Origin of the sequence: Pseudomonas sp. p1(2021b), assembly GCF_020151015.1 — a bacterium.
GTDB lineage: Bacteria > Pseudomonadota > Gammaproteobacteria > Pseudomonadales > Pseudomonadaceae > Aquipseudomonas > Aquipseudomonas putida_K.
Map to the genome: position 1 here is coordinate 2,194,147 of NZ_CP083746.1, position 17,052 is coordinate 2,211,198.

The window sequence follows — 17,052 nt, forward strand, 5'->3', positions numbered from 1 at the left end:
TACCCCTGGGCCATTCGATCAGCGATGGCTGGTCAGGCGCTGTTGGGCAGCCGCGCAACCGTTGATCTCCACGGCCTTTTGCAACAACAGCTGCCGACGTTGCGGGTCAAGATCGCCGAGCAGGCGGTACACCTCGGCCTGGTAGTCACGCTGACGCCCCCATTGCATCTCCAGGCCTTGCGGCTGGCTGCGGTTGCAGGCCAGGCGAACTGCAGGCTGTGGGTAATAGGGCGCATACAGGGTGGCCATGCCGGGGATCGCCTCCAGTGCCTGGCGGTACGCGGGGCTGGCATTGTACGGCGGGCACCAGGTGGCGATTGCCGGGGCTGGCGGGGCGAAGCCCTGTTGCAGGCTGGCCTCCAGCAGAGGGCAGGCAGCGTCCGGAATCTGCGTGGCGGGCAGGTAGGTCATGTAGTACAAGGCCAGGCGGTACTGGGCTACCGGGTGGCCAAGTGCCACTGATTTTTTCAGCAAGGCGACAGCCGTGGGCAGGGTACGGGCCAGGGCCTGGCCTTGGCGGCTGAGCTCCGGGTCGCTGCCTATGGCAGTGCGCAGCGGGCTGGGGGCATCATCCTGACTGTCGGCCTGTTCGAGCAGGGGCAGGGCCTGGCGATAGAGCAGGTCGGCGTGTGGGTCGATCTGCACGTCCAGTGCCTGGGCATTTTGCGCAAGCGCGGCCAGGAGCAATGGCGACAAGAAGACAGCACGATTCACGGGCGGGTCTCGCAGGCAGGTCGGCCAAGGCTGGCGACCAGGTACAGCGGGGCAGCTTCGATGGTCATGGCGTTACACACGTGCCTCAAGCGAATCAGGAGCGACAACGTCGTATTCTAGCCACCCCGTAGGGAAGTCTGAAAGAGCATTCCTGCTTTGTCAGACGAGCTTGATGGTCGTCGCCTTGCGATTGGCCTGTTTTTCCTGGGCCAGCCCGAGTTTCGCGGTGATCACCTTGGCCAGGGTATTGTTGCCCAGGTCGTTGAAATGCAGGCGATCGACGAACAGCGCCTCGCTGAACACCGGGGAACTGCTCAACATGCAGTTCATGTCGTAGCAGGGCACGGATTCGGCCTGGGCCTTGATCCGACGGAAGAAGGCCATGTGCAGTTCGTTGTCGAACACGTCGGCCAGCAGCCGGTCGAAATTGGTCGGCTGTCGTTGCAGGGTATCGAGCATACCTTGCTCGGCGGCGGGCAAGCTGTCGCGGCACCAGGGCAACAAGGGCTGGAGAATGAAGGTGAGGGTTGTATGGCCGTCGGCCAGCAGGCGATCCCATTGCCGTAGGGTGCGGCCGATGGTCTCGGCCGCACGGGCCAGGCGCTTGTCGGGGGCAGACAGCGTCCAACGGGGTGGGGAGGGGTGGCGGCGAGGGACCAGGGCCTGGCCCAGGCGCTGCCAGAGCGATGAGCTGCGAGGCGCTTCGGTGTGCTGCACGCCTTCGTTGAAACTGTTGAGCAGGCCCAGGTAGGACAATGCCTGTTCCTGGCCCTGTTCGCAGGCGAAGACTTCGTCCAAAGCCTCATGGGCCAGGGTATTCAGGCCGCTGAGCACCACGACATGGCCGATTTCGCCAAACCGATGCTGGTGGGTAAGGAACATCAACAGCTCCTGGGTGGCATTCAGCCCGCAGCCGGCCAGGCTCAGCCAGACCTCGCCGGTGAGTGCCGACAGGTAGGAGGCCACCGTGTGCTCGTCGGAACTGGCGCCGATGCCCAGTGTGGTGGAACCGCCCACCAACAGGTTGACCCGCTTCGTGCCATGGTGCTCGGCCACCGAAAAGCGCTTTTCGCCGCAGTGGCTGTAGCGCATGCCTAGGCTGTCGGTATTGATGGTGCCGGAGCGATAGCCGCGCTCATGCATGTACAGCGTGTGGGGCGCGCGGCGGCTGCCCAGCAACAGGAAGCGCTGGTAGTCCTGTTGCAGGGGAAGAGGGCTGCCTTGGACGTTCGTGGCGTGGTCGATCGGTCTCATGGGCGCTCCTTTGGCACTCCAGGCTCGGCAATGGCGCGGCTCAGATGGCGGCCAGTTCCTTGATGTTATAGGCAAGGCCGGCAATGGCGATCAGCAGCAGGGCAACGCCGGAGGCCAGGGTGATCAGGCGGTTGCTGCGCTGCGAGGCGATCTTGCCGATGGCGAAGATGTACAGGCTGAGCACGGCGAAATCGATGAGGGTCCACAGCAGCGACAACACCACCATGCTCTTGCCGAAGGACTCGGTGATCTGGATGAACTGCGGGAAGAAGGAAATGAAGAAGATGATGTCCTTGGGGTTGGAAATACCCACCATGAAGCCCTGCAGCAAGCCACCCCGCCCAGGTTGTGCGGGCGTATCCGCCGCTGTTTGCGCAGCGGGCGCCTGCAGCGCTTCGCGCAAGGTGGCGACGGCGATGTAGCCGATGAACAGGCACCCCAGCAGGCTCAGGCCGCTGAGCCAGGCCTTGTCGACCGCGGCGCTGGTCATGATGATCCAGGCGGCGGCACCGATGAGTACCAGGGAGGCCCAGTTGGTGCCCAGCGCGGTGAACAGGGCCTTGCGCGGGCCGGAGGCGGCTGCGGTGTTGACGACCAGCGCCACGACCGGACCGGGCGTGGCGATCAGCAGCAGGACGGTGAGGGCATAGGTGGCGGCGAGTGCGGTATTCACGTTCAGTTCTCGATCAGGGTATCGGTTGTTGCATGGGCATGGAACGGGCAGCGCGCAGGGTTCAGCGAGCCGGGTTCCTGAAGTTGGTATTGACGCCATTCGAAATTGTCGCCCTGGCCGAAGAAGCCCAGGGTATCCGGGACGATGCCGTCGTTGTAGTGGCGTACCCGGTCGCGGATCCGCGAGCGAATGCGCCGCCCGCTTTCGGTGGCGGCGCTGGCCACCTCGTCGAAGCTTTCCCGGGGGTTGATGACGAAGGCGATGTGGTCGCCCAGGTTGCGGCTTTTCATCTGCCGGTGCGCAGGGAAGTTCATGTTGATGAACAACGGCATGTCGGCGAAGCAGAACGACCAGTTGGGGTCATGGGGATCGTGGGGTACCGCGGCGGGCCAGGGCAGCGGGTCGAGACGGTGCACATCCTGCAGCACCTGCCAGGCCAGGGCCTGTTGCTCGGCCAAGGTGCTGCTGGCGTCGGTTTCGAGGAATGCCAGCAGTGGCATGCCGATGCGCTGCTTGAGCGGGATCGGCTCGAGCATACGGACATAGCCGGCCAGCCCCCGGGCGATGTCGGTGGCCCATTCGCCGGCCCGGGCGAAGACCACATGGCACATCGCGGTTGCCACCGCCTTGCGTCCGAACAGGCAAGGAAAATCGGGAGCGGCGAGGAAAGTCCGAAATTGTTCGATGGCGGTATGCGTCCAATGTGGGCGATTCTGGATATGTTCGGCGGCCAGCTCTAGCGCATCCAGGCGATAGCAGTTTCCATAACCCGTAAACATGTGTTCCCCAGGTGTTTCAATGAAATTGACCGCGAGTTCTACGCGGTTTCCTATGAATATTTATTGTTTAAGAGCATTTTCGAAGAACCCACCAAGGTTGTAAAACGGGTGGTGCTGTGACCTACTATTAGTCTCACTCATACTTTGGATGGCTCGATGTCGGAACGGATCCCTGCACTTCATGCCCTGCGCGCTTTTGAAGTCGCCTCACGCTACGGCTCCTTCACCCGGGCGGCCGAGGAGCTGTCCTTGACCCAGGGCGCTGTCAGCCATCACGTCAAGACCCTCGAAGCCCTGTTCGGCTGTGACCTGTTCGAACGTCGCGGCCCCAAGCTGCGCCTCACCGAGCACGGCCGATTGCTGGCCCAGGAGCTCAAGGTCGGCTTCAAGATCATCGAGAATGCCTGTTCATTGCTGCGCCAGGACCGCTACGGCCTGCGCCTGAAGGCACCTTCTACATTGACGGTTCGCTGGCTGCTCCGGGCGCTGGACGGTTTCAAGAAGGTCGACAACAGCTGTAGCGTGCAGCTGTCGAGCGTGTGGATGGACATCGACACGGTGGATTTCTATTCCGAGCCCTACGACTGTGCCATCCTGCTGGGCAATGGCCGTTTCCCGGCCGATGTCGAGGGGCTCAAGCTGTTCGATGAGTGGTTGATTCCGGTGTGCCACCCCGATTACCTGCAAGTTCCCGTCTCGGATCTTTCGGTGCTCGAGCGCTGCGAGCTGCTGCATCCCTCGCCGGACCGTCGCGACTGGCGCCGCTGGCTGGCACGGATGGACGCGCTGGAGATCAGCATCGACCAGGGCCAGGTGTTCGATACCCTTGACCAGGGCATTTCCGCGGCCCAGCAAGGCCTGGGCATCTCGGTGGTCGACCTGGTGCTGGCCAGTGCCGACTTGGCCGCCGGCCGGCTGGTGACGCCCTTCAAGCATGCCGTGGCCACAGGCGACGGTTACTACATGACCTGGCTCAAGGCCAGCCCCAAGGCGCCCCAGATGCGGCGCTTGCGCGATTTCCTGCTCGGCCAGGTACCGCCGTTGGCCTACAAGGACATCGACTACCTCTATGGGTGATGCCTGTCCCCGCAACGAGGCCCATTGGGTCGAACAGGCCATCCCCATACAGCGGTAGAATGCACCTTCACTCAACGAAAAAACGATTCGAGGTCGACGCGGTGGAGTTGCAGCAGGGTTTTGTCCTTACCCGGCATTGGCATGACACGCCCGAAGGTACCTGCGTGGAATTCTGGCTCGCCACCGACCAGGGTCCACGGCAGCTGCGCCTGGCGCCGCAGGTGTCGGTGGCCTTCATCCCGGTGGAGCAGGCGGCGCGTGCGCAGGCCCTGCTGGTCAGCGAACAGGGCATCGAGTTCCGACCGCTGGGCCTGCGTGACTTCGACCAACGCCCCGTGCTGGGCCTGTATTGTCGCCAGCACCGCCAGCTGATCCAGCTCGAGCAGCGCCTGCGTGCGGCGGGTATCGATGTCTTCGAAGCGGATATCCGTCCCCCGGAACGCTACCTGATGGAGCGGTTCATCACCGCCCCGGTCCAGTTCAGCGGTCAACCTGATGCCCGGGGCGTACTCTGCGATGCCCAGCTCAAACCCCTGCCGGACTACCGCCCTACACTGCGCCTGGTGTCGCTGGACATCGAGACCAGCGAGCGCGGCGAACTCTACAGTATTGCCCTGGAAGGTTGTGGCCAGCGCCAGGTCTACATGCTCGGGCCGGCCAACGGCGATGCCCACGCGGAGGATTTCGACCTGCAGTACTGCGACGACCGTGCCCAGTTGCTCGAATGCCTCAATCGCTGGCTGGCCCGTCATGACCCTGATGCAATCATCGGCTGGAGCCTGGTGCAGTTCGACCTGCGTGTGCTGCACGAGCACGCCACGCGACTGAAGGTGCCGCTGGCGTTGGGGCGTAACGGCGCGCCGCTGACCTTGCGTGCCCATGGCAGCCGTAGCCATGTATTCGCCGATGCCCCGGGGCGCTTGCTGATCGACGGCATCGAGGCGCTGCGCTCGGCCACCTGGAGCTTCCCCTCGTTCAGCCTGGAAAGCGTCGCCCAGACGTTGCTGGGCGAGGGCAAGGCCATCGACACGCCCTACCAGCGCATGGACGAAATCAACCGCATGTTCGCCGAGGACAAGCCGGCCCTGGCCCGCTACAACCTCAAGGACTGCGAGCTGGTGACGCGGATCTTCGCCCATACGAAGCTGCTGGAATTCCTCCTCGAGCGCTCGACTGTCACGGGTCTTGCAGTGGACCGCAGCGGGGGTTCGGTAGCCGCGTTCTGCCACCTGTACATCCCGCCGATGCACCGCCTGGGCTATGTCGCGCCCACCCTGGGCAGCAGGCCGGACGAGGCCAGCCCCGGTGGTTTCGTCATGGACTCGCGCCCAGGCCTGTACGATTCGGTCCTGGTGCTCGATTACAAGAGCCTGTACCCCTCGATCATCCGCACGTTCCTGATCGACCCGGTGGGGCTGGTGGAAGGGCTGCGCCAACCCGATGACGAACATTCGGTCGAAGGGTTTCGCGGCGCCCGCTTTTCCCGTACCCGGCACAGCCTGCCTGCGATCGTCGAGCGAGTCTGGCAGGGGAGGGAGGCGGCCAAGCGCGCGGGCAACGCGCCGCTGTCCCAGGCACTGAAGATCATCATGAATGCGTTCTACGGCGTGCTGGGCTCCAGCGGTTGCCGCTTCTTCGACCCGCGGCTGGCCTCGTCGATCACGATGCGGGGGCACCAGATCATGCGCCAGACCCGCGAGCTGATCGAAGCCCGGGGGTATGACGTGATCTATGGCGATACCGATTCCACCTTCGTCTGGCTCAAGGAGGCCCATGACGAGGCGTCGGCAGCGCGTATCGGTCGTGATCTGGTCGGGCAGGTCAACCAATGGTGGCGCGAGCACCTCAAGGTCAGCCTGAACCTGGACAGTGCACTGGAGTTGCAGTTCGAGACCCATTACCGGCGCTTCCTGATGCCCACCATCCGTGGCACCGAGGAGGGCAGCAAGAAGCGCTATGCAGGCCTGGTGCGCCGTGCCGATGGACGCGAGGAGGTGATCTACAAGGGCCTGGAGTCGGTGCGTACCGACTGGTCACCGCTGGCTCGGCAATTCCAGCAGGAGTTGTATGGGCGGATCTTCCGTGGCCAGCCGTACCGCGACTACGTGCGTGATTACGTGCGCCGTACCCTGGCCGGTGAACAGGACGCGCTGCTGGTTTACCGCAAGCGCCTGCGCAGGCCCTTGCGCGACTACCAGCGCAATGTCCCACCCCACGTGCGCGCCGCGCGGCTGGCCGACGAATACAACGAGCGACTCGGCCGGCCGTTGCAATACCAGAATGGGGGCTGGATCAGCTATCTGATCACCACGTCCGGCCCCGAGCCTTTGGAAAACCGGCAATCGCCGATCGACCACGAGCATTACCTGTCACGGCAGTTACAGCCCGTGGCCGATGCGATCCTGCCGTTCGTGGGCGATGAGTTCAACGCGCTGACCGATCGCCAATTGTTGCTGTTCTGACCGAGGTAGTAGCTATCTAGCGTCCTCCCGACCGTGTGGGCCCATAGCCTGCTGGCTTTGCCCCCGGGAGACGCAACATGGACAGCAGCGACAATCTTGCCAATGCCGACGTGAACGTGACCAGGCTCGGACAGGCTGTCCAGGACAGACTCATCGCTCAGAACTTGCCCGGCTGGGTTCGCCAGGCCAACGTCAGGCAACTGGGCGCCCTTGGCCTGGCCTTGGGCGAGAGCCTGGAGCTGCGTCATCAGGTGGACGCGCTGCTCAAACGGATCGAGCCGCTGGACCGGTTCGTCGCATCACGCCTGGAAACCGCACTTCAGCAACGCTACCAGGCAACCTTCGATGTCAGGCGATGGCGGTTTCTCAGGGGCATTGCCCAGCCGGTCATCAATGCGCAGCCCGTAGGCGCCCATTTGAATGAATGGCATTACAAGGACATCCCGTTGCTGGAAGCGGCACTGCGCAATTTCACCCTGGACGAAACCCGGCCGGGCACGCAGGCGCCGGGCAACCGCTTGACCCATCCACGCGCAGGCAAGGTCAAGCCACCCTCGGCGAGCGAGTTCGCCGGCTTGTGCCGTGAGCTGGACCTGGGGGCCGAGTACCAGCGACACCTGGAGGCGGTCTGGCAGGCAACGAAGGCAGGGCGTGAGGGGACCTGGCTGCTGGCCCAGTCGTCGCGCCAGGACATGCTGGTCGAAGCCTACCAAGGCAGGCTGATGGGACGCCTGACGGAACAGGAGCTGACGCTGATCGTCGAGCTGTGCCGGGAGGGCAAGCCTGGGCTGCTGGACGGAGACCGGGTGGTCGCCAAGCAACTGAGCCTGCTGGGGTGCCCCCTGGAGCGGATCGTGGTGCTCGATGTCATCGAGCAAGGGGTGCTGCGCGGTAGCACTCGACGCGTCTTGCTGAACGTTCCGGAAGACCCGCATGGCGCCTGGAGCGCGTTTCCAAGCCTTCGCCAGGCCGCCAACGAGTTGGGGCGGCGCCTGCGGTCGAAGGTGTACCAGGCGTTTTTCGCCCGGTTCGTGCGTCGGCGCCATCGCCAGGCTTTCTACTCGGTGACGACCGAGCTCGAGGCGTTGACCATTTGGGCCAATCTGGACCTGAAGGAGCACATGAGCGCCTATCCCCTGCCGCTGTTCGAGAGCCTGGCGCGCTCAGGCATCGCTAAGATCAAGGACGATGCGGCGATGATCGCCACGCCGGTGGCGAAACTGGATGCGGCGCTGCAACGCGAACAGGACGAGCGCCTGCTTGCCGGGGGAGGATGGTTGGTCGGGCTGGCCGGCGTGTTCGTACCTGAAGTGGGGGCGTTCCTGCTGGCGACCACTGCCGTGGCGTTGCTGAAGGAAATCTTCCTCGGCGTGGAAGCCTGGCATGAAGGTGATGACAGCCTTGCCTTGGATCATGTCATGAACGTGGCCAGGGATCTCTTGACGATCGGGGCCACGACCGTGGCGCTAGGCGCGGCCAGTCGCGCCTGGACACGATCGACCCAGGTCGACGCCTGTGCACCGGCGCACCTGCACGACGGCGGCGTCAAATTATGGAACCATGACCTGCAACCGTTCCGCAGCACCACGCTGCCGCCGGCTGCCGTACGTGACGAACAGGGCGTGTACCGATTCGAGCAATCGACCTGGGTCGAGATGGATGGCCATTTCTATGCCGTGCATGCTACCGCTGATGGGCAATGGTGCCTGAGCCCTCGCCAGGGGCATGCCCCGGTGTTGGTACATAACGCTGCCGGTGCCTGGCGCGTATGGTCGGAACAGCCCACGCAATGGGAACAGGTGCATCGCATGTTCCGCCGCTTCGGTGGTCGGTTCCGCGCGCTGGACGACGAGCAGATCGACCAGCTGCTGCTGATCCATGGCATCGATGGCGATGACTTGCGTGGCTTGCATGTCCGAGGCGTGGCCCCGGATGCCGAACTGGTGGACAGCGTGATGCGGGTACGCCTGGATAAACGCATCCGGACGATGGTCGCTCATTTGCGTGCCGGTGAGCCTGTCGATGACCTGGTGGTGTTGCAACACGCCAGGCGCCTGGCGGGCGCGACCGAGCTGTCGGACCAGGACCTTGCCGAACGCGCGTGGGCCGCCCGTCGGCAGTTGTTGCAGCAGTTGTACGAGAGCGCCCAGGCCAGCGACACGCCTGGCAGTCGTGCGTTGCGCAGGGTATTTCCCAGCCTGCACCCATACGCGGCGCAGGCCCTGGTCGAGCAAGCCAGCGCCGTGGACCGCGAGCATTTGATCGCTCGCGGGCGGGTCACCCTGCGCCTGGCCGAAATGGCCAGGGCGCGCAGCCTGCGGGTGCGTGCCATACGGGTGTACGAAGCCCTCCACTTCGATATGCCCCAGAACGCTGACCTGGCGCGGGTCGCGCTGGGCATGCTCGAACACCTGCCAGGCGCGGCCAGCGGGGTGCGTTGGCGGTTGTTCGAGGGCTATTCGAACGGGCCGCTGCTGTTCGGCACTGCACAGGGCATGACAGCCTTCGACCTGGTGCACGTCCGTGGCCGTTTCATCCTGCTCGATGCACAGGGCCAGGTACAGGGCGAGGCGGGTGAGCTTTTCGAGGTCATGGCACGGGCCTATCGAATCGATCAACGCGATGCCATGCGTATCCATGATCCGTTCGATCACAACCTGCGGGTGCTGGTCGCCCGCCAGGCGATGGACCGCCGCGAGCGAACCTGGCGCCTGTTGGGCACGGACCGGTCCGGCATCCAGTTACATATGCCCTTGCGCCAGGCCGGAGGGCGGCTGGGCTATCCCCTGGGTGGGCATCGGCCGCACCAGGCGACGCAGGGCCTGGTGCCCTGGACGCTGAACATGGAGTTGCGCCGGGTCTATCCCGCCTATACCGAAGCGCAGATTGCCGATTGGGCGCTGGACATGCAGCGAGCGGGTAGGGACCTTGTGGTCGAACTGAGGGTATTGCATGAGCAATTGCGAGGGTTGCAGCGTGCCCTGTCGGAGTGGGTGGACGCCGCGCCACGCCGTACCCGTTCGGACCGGCGAGCGGTCAGGGAACGGCTGCTGGCCTGCTGGCAACGGGTCTCGAACGATGGTTTGCCGTTGACGGCCCAGGCGTCGGAGGCCCGGCTCGTATTGAGTAACTTCCGGCCGGGCCATCTGCCGGAACTGCCCGAGCGCAGTTTCGCGCATGTGATCGAGCTGTCCCTCATCGACATGGACCTGGAGCGTGTGCCTGGTAGCTTCCTTCGTGGGTTTACGCGCCTGCAGACCCTGCAGATCGCCAACAACCGGCTGGCACGCTTGCCGCCAGGGCTTGCGCAGATGTCGCAACTGCGAGAACTCGACCTGTACAGCAACCATATCGTGCTCGATGCCGGGCAAGCCATGGAGCTGTCAGGCTGCACCCAGCTGGAATGCATCAACCTTTCCTACAACCCATTGGGACGGACCTTCTCTCTTGTGGGTTTCGAGCGTTTGAACAGGCTGTTGATGCGCCATACCCAGGTTGGGCAGTTGCCATCGGGATTGCTCGATTGCCAGGAGCTCACCTTCGCCGACCTGAGTGACAACCCTATCGCCAGGCTGCCCGAGGCGTTTTTCCGGGCACCGCTTTGGCTACGTCACCGCGTGTCGTTGGCGGGCAACCCGCTGACCCAGACAGATGCCCAAGCCTTGAGGGCGGATGCACAAGCCCTCGACCGGCAGAATGCCCATGCCCGCCAGTGGAGCGATGCCGCCCAGGCATCGCACCGGGATACGTTGCTACAGACGTGGTGCATGCTCGAGGCCATGCCAGGTTCGCAAGGCGTCATGGGCTTGTTACGGCGGTTATTGGGCACAGAGGAGTTCCAAAGCCGGCCACGGGCCTTGGCCACCCGCGTGTTCAAGCTGTTGCAGAGCCTGCGTGCCGATGCCGCGCTACGCGAAGAGCTGTTTGCCCATGCAGACGATGCCCTGACCTGCCAGGACAGTGCACTCTGGCGCTTCATCAATTTCGAGGTTCGGGTGATGGCGGCACGAGCGCGGGCCCAGACCACTGGCGTCGACCAACAGAACGCGCTGCTTCGCCTGGGGCGCCAGCTGTGGCGGTTGGCCGAAGTCGAGGTACGGGTGCGTCGCTACATTCAGGCGCTCGAAGCGGTGCGCACGCCGGTCGACCCCGTCGAGGTGAAGCTTGGCTATTACCTCGCCCTGCGCGGGCCACTGGATTTGCCCATCGAGGAAAGCGAGATGGCATACCCGTGGAGCTCACGTATAGACCCCTCCCAGGTCGAGCGCATTCGCACCGGAGTCCTCGCGGCGGAGGATCAGGAAGTCCTGACGGACTGGATGGTGGACCAGACCTATTGGCAGGAATACCTGGCGCAAACGCACCGACAAGCGTTCGACACGCTCAACGCCCCTCACCATGAGGGCGTAGCCGCGTTGTTCGCCAGACTGGAGGCTGAGCGGGCGCGTCAGGACTTGCCCGCCAACGAGAGGCAGAGGCGGGTGGAGCAGATCGAGGCGCAGATCAACCGTGCCCATGACATCCAGAAGGCGGATGAACGTTACCTGAGGCGTCGCTTGACCAGCGAAGCGATGGAGGCAGCCTCAGGGCAAACCGCAATCGATGTTCGGTGAGCGCACGCAGGCGCTAACTATCTAGTGCTCCGCGCCAGGTGCGGGTGCCTAAGCTCGCGTCTTCATCCACTGGAGACAAAAGCACCATGGACGCTCATGAGCAGGACCGCCCCTCGACATCCAGGCGCGAGGACCAGGCGCATCAGGACCGCATCATCGCCAAGCGACTGCCCGCCTGGATGCGCTCGGCCCCGGCAGACCAAGTCGAAGTCCTCAAGGATGCCATGAAGCTGGGTCTGTATTATCAGGAACGTGCGCAAAAACGGCTCGAGCAGCTTCAGAACATCGATACCTTCGCGGTGAGCCGGCTGGAAGCCGCCTTGAAGGTCAGGTTCAATGGTGACTACCCGGCCCGACAATGGCAGTTCCGTCTGGGCCATTGGCTGCCTGTGATCGGCAGCCAGCCCACCGGCAGTCACCTGAGCGAGGCGCATTATGAACAGGTGTCGCTGGTCGAGGCGGCACTGCGCAATTTCACCGAAGCTGAAGCCAAGCCGACGCAGATGCCCACGCAGGACGGGGTGTTCGCCAGCCTCCAACAGGCGCTGGCGAATATCTTCACCGGGCCGGGCAAGACCGACCAGCAGGCCCCGGGCAATGGCCTGGTCGACCCGACAGGGCAAGCCCAGGCAACGCCGAGCGCACAAGCGTTCGCTGCGCTGTGCCGTGAGCTCGACCTGGGCGGGCAATACCAGCAACACCTGGAGACGGTGTTGCAGCCAAGCGAAGAGGAGCCCCTGCCGACCGCTACATTGCTGGCGCGTGCGCAGCGCTATGCCATGCTGGTCGATGCCTGTGTGGCGCACATGAAAGGCACTTTGACCGATGCCGAATACCGGCTGCTGGTCGACCTGTGCCTGTTGCGCCAACCCCGGCAACTCGATGGCAACCCACTGAAACTCCGGCGCCTGCAACTGTTGGGTATCGATCTTGAGCAGATCGTGGTGGTGGAAGTGCTCGACCAGGGGCTCGTCTACAACACGGTCAATCGGGTGCTGGTATATATCCCGGCGGAACAGGAGGGTGCCTGGGGCGCGTACCGGGACCTGCGCCATTTCGCCAACGCCCTGGGCAAGCGCCTGCGCACACCCGCCTACCAGCGCGCCTTTGCCCGGTTCGTGCGGCGGCGTCACAGCTATGCATTCTTCCAGGCCGTGACAAGGGGCTACCAGGGCGTATCGGACCTGGCCAACATCGATCTGCGCGAGCGCTTGGCGGACTATCCAGGGGCGTTGTTCGCCTGCCTCGGGCAGGCCCGGGTAGACCAGCTCAAGGATGACGCCAGGATGATCGCGGTCCCGGTCGCGGAAGTGGATCGCGAGGTGCAACGCAAACACGACCTGCGGCTCAAGGCCGAGGGCTGGGCGCTGCTCACACTGGCGGGCTTCTTCGTGCCAGGTATCGGCCTGGCCTTGCTCGCAGCCAGTACCTGGGAGCTGCTTGGCGAGGTCTATCACGGCGTCGAAGCTTGGCGCCAAGGCGAACGCGGCGATGCCCTGGACCATCTGTTGAACGTTGCCACTGATGTGGCGCTGCTTGGCGCCACCGCTGCAGGCGTGAGCCTGGCACAAAGGGCCTGGGCGCGCGCTTCGCTGGTGGACAGCATGGTGCCGGCCATGCTGGAAGATGGCTCGGTAAAACTGTGGAAAGCAGACCTGTCGTCGTTTCGCAGCGACCCTCCACCCACGGCAGCGGTGCGTGACGACGCCGGTGTCCATCGCCTGGGCGAGCAGGCGTGGGTCGAAATGCAAGGCCAGTATTATCCGGTCACCGAACGTGCCGACGATGGGCAATGGCAACTCGTGCCCCGCGAAGGCCACGGGCCGTTGCTCCGCCACAATGGCGCAGGGGCCTGGCGATCATGGACGGAACAACCCACCCAGTGGGCTGGCAAGCATTACCTGTTCCGACGTCTGGGTGGCCGCTTCACGGCGCTGGACGATGAACAGATCGATCAGGTCCTGGGCTTCCACGGTCTGGAGGAGGACGACCTGCGCGCCTGGCATGTGTATGGCCGGGCGCCGGAGGCGGAGCTGGTGGACAGTGTGGAACGTACCCAGCTCGACCAGCGTATACGCACCCTGATCAGCCAGTTGGGCTCAGGGCAGGCGGTCACGGACGCGCCGTTGCTGCAGCAGGCGAGGCGACTGCCAGGGGCGGCCAGCATCGGCGATCAAGCCCTGGCGGAGTGGGTCGCCGGGCAGCGCCGGGTGTTGCTACGGCAATTCCAGGACACTCTGCAAGGTTCGGACAGCATCGCGGTGGCGACGCTGCGGCGGGCGTTTCCCAGGCTGAGTCAGCGCAGCGCGCAGGCATTGCTGGATGCCGCGAGCGCTGCCGAGCGCCAGAGCCTTGCCCGTCGTTCACGGGTGCCGTTGCGGCTGGCCGAGGCTGCCAGGCTCCGTACCCGACGGACCCGTGTGGCAGGGGCCTGCGAGGCGTTGTACCTGGATGTACCCCAGGATGCGGACCTGGCGCGGGCGGTGTTGGGTATGCTCAGGCACCTGCCGAGCGCCGCAGGCGCAGTGCGCTGGCGCCTGTTAGAAAGCGCCGTGGATGGGCCAGTGCTGACGCAAATGACAGAAGGGGCCACGCCATGGGATCTGGTTCACATCGATGGCCGGTTTCGTAGGTTCCACGCCGATGGCACGGCCATTGGCGAGCCTGGCGAGTTGTTCGAGGTGATGGCGGGGGCTTATACGCAAGCCCAGCGCAGTGCCATGCAGGTCAACGAGCCCTTTGCCCATAACCTGCGGGTCATGATCGGCCGGTTGGCCATTTCCCGGCGCGAGGAGTTGGCGGGCCTGCTGGGTGACAGGGCTCCCCAGGGCTGGTTCCAACCTCCGCAACGCCTGGCCGATGGTCGTATCGGCTACCCGCTCAGCGGGCGTGGGGCCGGTAGCGGGGCGCAAGCGTTGCGCGTGAGGCTACGTAACCTGTACCCCAGTTTCAATGACACCCAGGTTGCCCTCTGGCTGGCCCAGCAGGCCGAACAGCCAGGCGGTGTCGATGCCGTCCTGGAACGGCTGGAGCGGGAGTACCGTTTGTTGACTCGCCACGTGAACGTCTGGATACGCCGCGCACGTGACGATGCAGAGGCCGAGCAACGGCGCTACTTCGGTTCGGGGCTGCTGGATTGCTGGCAGCGCAGGGTGCCTGCACAGCCGGGCGAGCAATCACTGGTCGAGCGTTTCTGGTGGAGCCAGTCGGGCGTGGAGCCTGGCGTGCTGCCGGCGTTGCCGGAGCAGGTAAGCTTGAGCCATGTCAGCGCACTGTCGTTGCGCGGCATGTCCCTGGAGGCGGTCCCGGATGAATTCCTGCAGGCCTTTCCCAACGTGAAGTTGCTCGAACTATCGGGCAACCACCTGACCCAGCTTCCTCGACAGCTGATGCTGATGCCTAACCTGCAATGCCTGGACCTCTACGGCAATCGGATCGCCCTGGACCCAGGGCAGTCCACGATCCTGGCCAACTGCGAGTCGCTGGTTTACTTGAACCTCTCGCATAACCCGCTGGGGCGGACCTTCTCGGTTCATGCCATGCCCCATCTGGCCGAACTGCACCTGCGCAACACCCGGTTACGGGAGCTTCCACACGGCGTACTCGAATGCCCCCAGCTTAGCCTGCTCGATATGGCCAACAACCAGATCGCCACCTTACCGAACGCCTTGTTCGAAGCACGGCTATGGCGAGAGGGCGAGGTTCGCCTGCAAGGCAATGCCTTCACCGATGCGCAGGCGCAGCGTTTTCGCGAAGCGTTGCAAGCCCCCAGGGCGCCTCAGGCACCGCGCAATGCAGTGCCCCCTCGTACCCGTTGGCTCGATGTCGCGCATGACCAGGAACGGGATGAACTGGCGGCCTTATGGGCGCTGCTGGAAGCCGAGCCACATTCGGTGCCGTTCTTCCAATTGCTCCAGGCCATGCTCGAGACCGCCGAGTTCCGTAGCTCGGCCGGCGCCGCGAGCCTGGCGAGCCGGCTGTACGTCATGTTGTCCAGCATGCAGGAGCACCTGGCCCTGCGTACCGAGCTGTTCAGCGTGGCATCGGATTTCACCTGCGTGGACAGCGTCGCGTTGTGTTTCAGCGACCTTGAGGTGCGCATGCTGGTCTGGTACGCCGAGAACAACGCGACTGGCCCTGGCCGGGTACGCGCCTTGCTCCGTCTGGGCCGGCAGTTATGGCGCCTGGACGAGCTCGACAGCTTTGCCCGGCAGGACGTGCAGGACCGTCGAGGGGCTGGGGGGGACCCGGATGAAATCGAAGTCGTGCTGGCTTACCGCCTGGCGTTGCGCATCGACCTGGACCTCCCGATCCAGACCCAGGACATGCAGTTCCAGGACTTGGCACAGGTCGGGCGAGCGCACATCGCCCAGGCCCGCGCCTGGGTGCTCGATGGTGAGCGAGAAGCGGACCGCCTGCTCGATTCGCTGCTCGATCGCAGTTTCTGGCGCACACATCTGCGCGCCGTTCATGCCGCGCAGTTCGCCGAGCTGGATGCCATCTACAGCCAGCGTGTCGATAGCTTGATGGCCGATCACCAGGTCCCTGAGGCCGAGCGCTTGGCCAGGATCGCCGAGGTCAGCGATGCCCGGCACCAGGCTGAGCACGACACGATGAAGGCATTGACCCGAGAGGCCATGGCGTCGGTGTTCGACGACACGTCCACGCCTGTGCGTTGAGGGGGCAGCGGGAAGGTCGGAATATGGGCCGGGGAGTTCACCGCGCGGCTTTGGACTATGCTCAGGGTGGGTATCGGTATTTTTTCGCAAATGCCCTGAGCCCGCTCTGAAGGTTGGTTTGAAATGGCAGGTTACTTTCCGCCTGGCCCTTTGGCTGGTCAGATGGTTTAGGCTCGCACGTCGGATCTTTCTCCATGATCAGTAGTCTTTATCGAGAAAATAAGGAGATGCGCATGCTCGTCCGGTCACTCACCCTCGCCACCTTGTTCGCGATCGCCAGCCCTCTGTTGGCTGCCGACAGCGATGCGCCGCTGGCCAAGGAACTGGGCAAGGCCAGGCCGTTGGTCATCATCGCACCCAGTAGCGCCGACCCGACCCTACGAGGGCTGAACGAGGCCCTCAAGGACCCGGCCACCCAGGCCGGCTTCAAGGAGCGCAGCCTGGTCCTGTACAGCGTCGCCAACATGATGGGCAAGCGCGAGGAGAAGAACCTCGAGCAGCAAACCACCATGGCGCTGATCCGTGAACTCAAGCTTGGCGCCAGCAAAGGCACCAAGGTGATCCTGGTCGGCAAGGACGGTGAACGGCATGTGCTCAAGGACGACGACAGTGGGGAAAAGCTGGACCCCCAAGTGATCTTCAAGGCCGTGGACGAGCTGCCGGCCAGTGAAAAGGCGGTGACTGCGCCGGAGCCTGTGGCGACCTCCAGCGAAGCCAAGCCCAAGGACGACAAGCCTGCCAAGCCCGCCAAGCCCGCGGCCCCACCGAAGCCGCTGGAGGATTGACGGCCGCCTGGCCTGG

General features: G+C 64.2%; 9 protein-coding genes. 5 read left to right on the forward strand and 4 right to left on the reverse strand.

Features of this window, described 5'->3' with window-relative positions:
• Positions 1-18: 18 nt before the first annotated feature.
• The 4 genes from K8374_RS10405 to K8374_RS10420 all read right to left on the reverse strand — a co-directional run bounded on the left by K8374_RS10405 (position 19) and on the right by K8374_RS10420 (position 3,420).
• The gene (locus K8374_RS10405; RefSeq protein WP_411969623.1) at positions 19-696 is read right to left on the reverse strand and encodes a sel1 repeat family protein; all 678 of its coding nucleotides are present in this window, start codon (positions 694-696) and stop codon (positions 19-21) included.
• Between the two features lie 177 nt (positions 697-873).
• Positions 874-1,968 (reverse strand): hypothetical protein, encoded by a 1,095-nt coding sequence (locus tag K8374_RS10410; protein ID WP_224458955.1) that lies wholly within the window; start codon positions 1,966-1,968, stop codon positions 874-876.
• A 40-nt stretch (positions 1,969-2,008) separates the two neighbouring features.
• Positions 2,009-2,641 (reverse strand): LysE family translocator, encoded by a 633-nt coding sequence (locus tag K8374_RS10415; protein WP_224458956.1) that lies wholly within the window; start codon positions 2,639-2,641, stop codon positions 2,009-2,011.
• A 2-nt stretch (positions 2,642-2,643) separates the two neighbouring features.
• Complete coding sequence (locus tag K8374_RS10420) at positions 2,644-3,420, reverse strand: YqcI/YcgG family protein (RefSeq protein ID WP_318010861.1); 777 nt, start codon at positions 3,418-3,420, stop codon at positions 2,644-2,646.
• 156 nt (positions 3,421-3,576) lie between these two features.
• Between K8374_RS10420 and K8374_RS10425 the strand changes: the two genes are divergently transcribed.
• The 5 genes from K8374_RS10425 (at position 3,577) to K8374_RS10445 (ending at position 17,036) form a co-directional block, all read left to right on the forward strand.
• Positions 3,577-4,497, forward strand: coding sequence for a LysR substrate-binding domain-containing protein (locus K8374_RS10425; RefSeq protein WP_224458957.1), 921 nt, complete (start codon positions 3,577-3,579; stop codon positions 4,495-4,497).
• A 101-nt stretch (positions 4,498-4,598) separates the two neighbouring features.
• Positions 4,599-6,959, forward strand: a complete 2,361-nt coding sequence (locus K8374_RS10430) for a DNA polymerase II (protein WP_224458958.1) — start codon at positions 4,599-4,601, stop codon at positions 6,957-6,959.
• Between the two features lie 77 nt (positions 6,960-7,036).
• Positions 7,037-11,572, forward strand: coding sequence for an NEL-type E3 ubiquitin ligase domain-containing protein (locus K8374_RS10435; protein WP_224458959.1), 4,536 nt, complete (start codon positions 7,037-7,039; stop codon positions 11,570-11,572).
• A gap of 86 nt (positions 11,573-11,658) precedes the next feature.
• Positions 11,659-16,251 carry an NEL-type E3 ubiquitin ligase domain-containing protein gene (locus tag K8374_RS10440; protein WP_224458960.1) on the forward strand — a complete coding sequence of 1,531 codons (4,593 nt, stop codon included), beginning with the start codon at positions 11,659-11,661 and terminating at the stop codon, positions 16,249-16,251.
• Positions 16,252-16,484: 233 nt separating this feature from the next.
• A complete protein-coding gene (locus K8374_RS10445) occupies positions 16,485-17,036 on the forward strand; it encodes a DUF4174 domain-containing protein (RefSeq protein ID WP_224458961.1) in 552 nt (183 codons plus the stop codon).
• Positions 17,037-17,052: the final 16 nt, after the last annotated feature.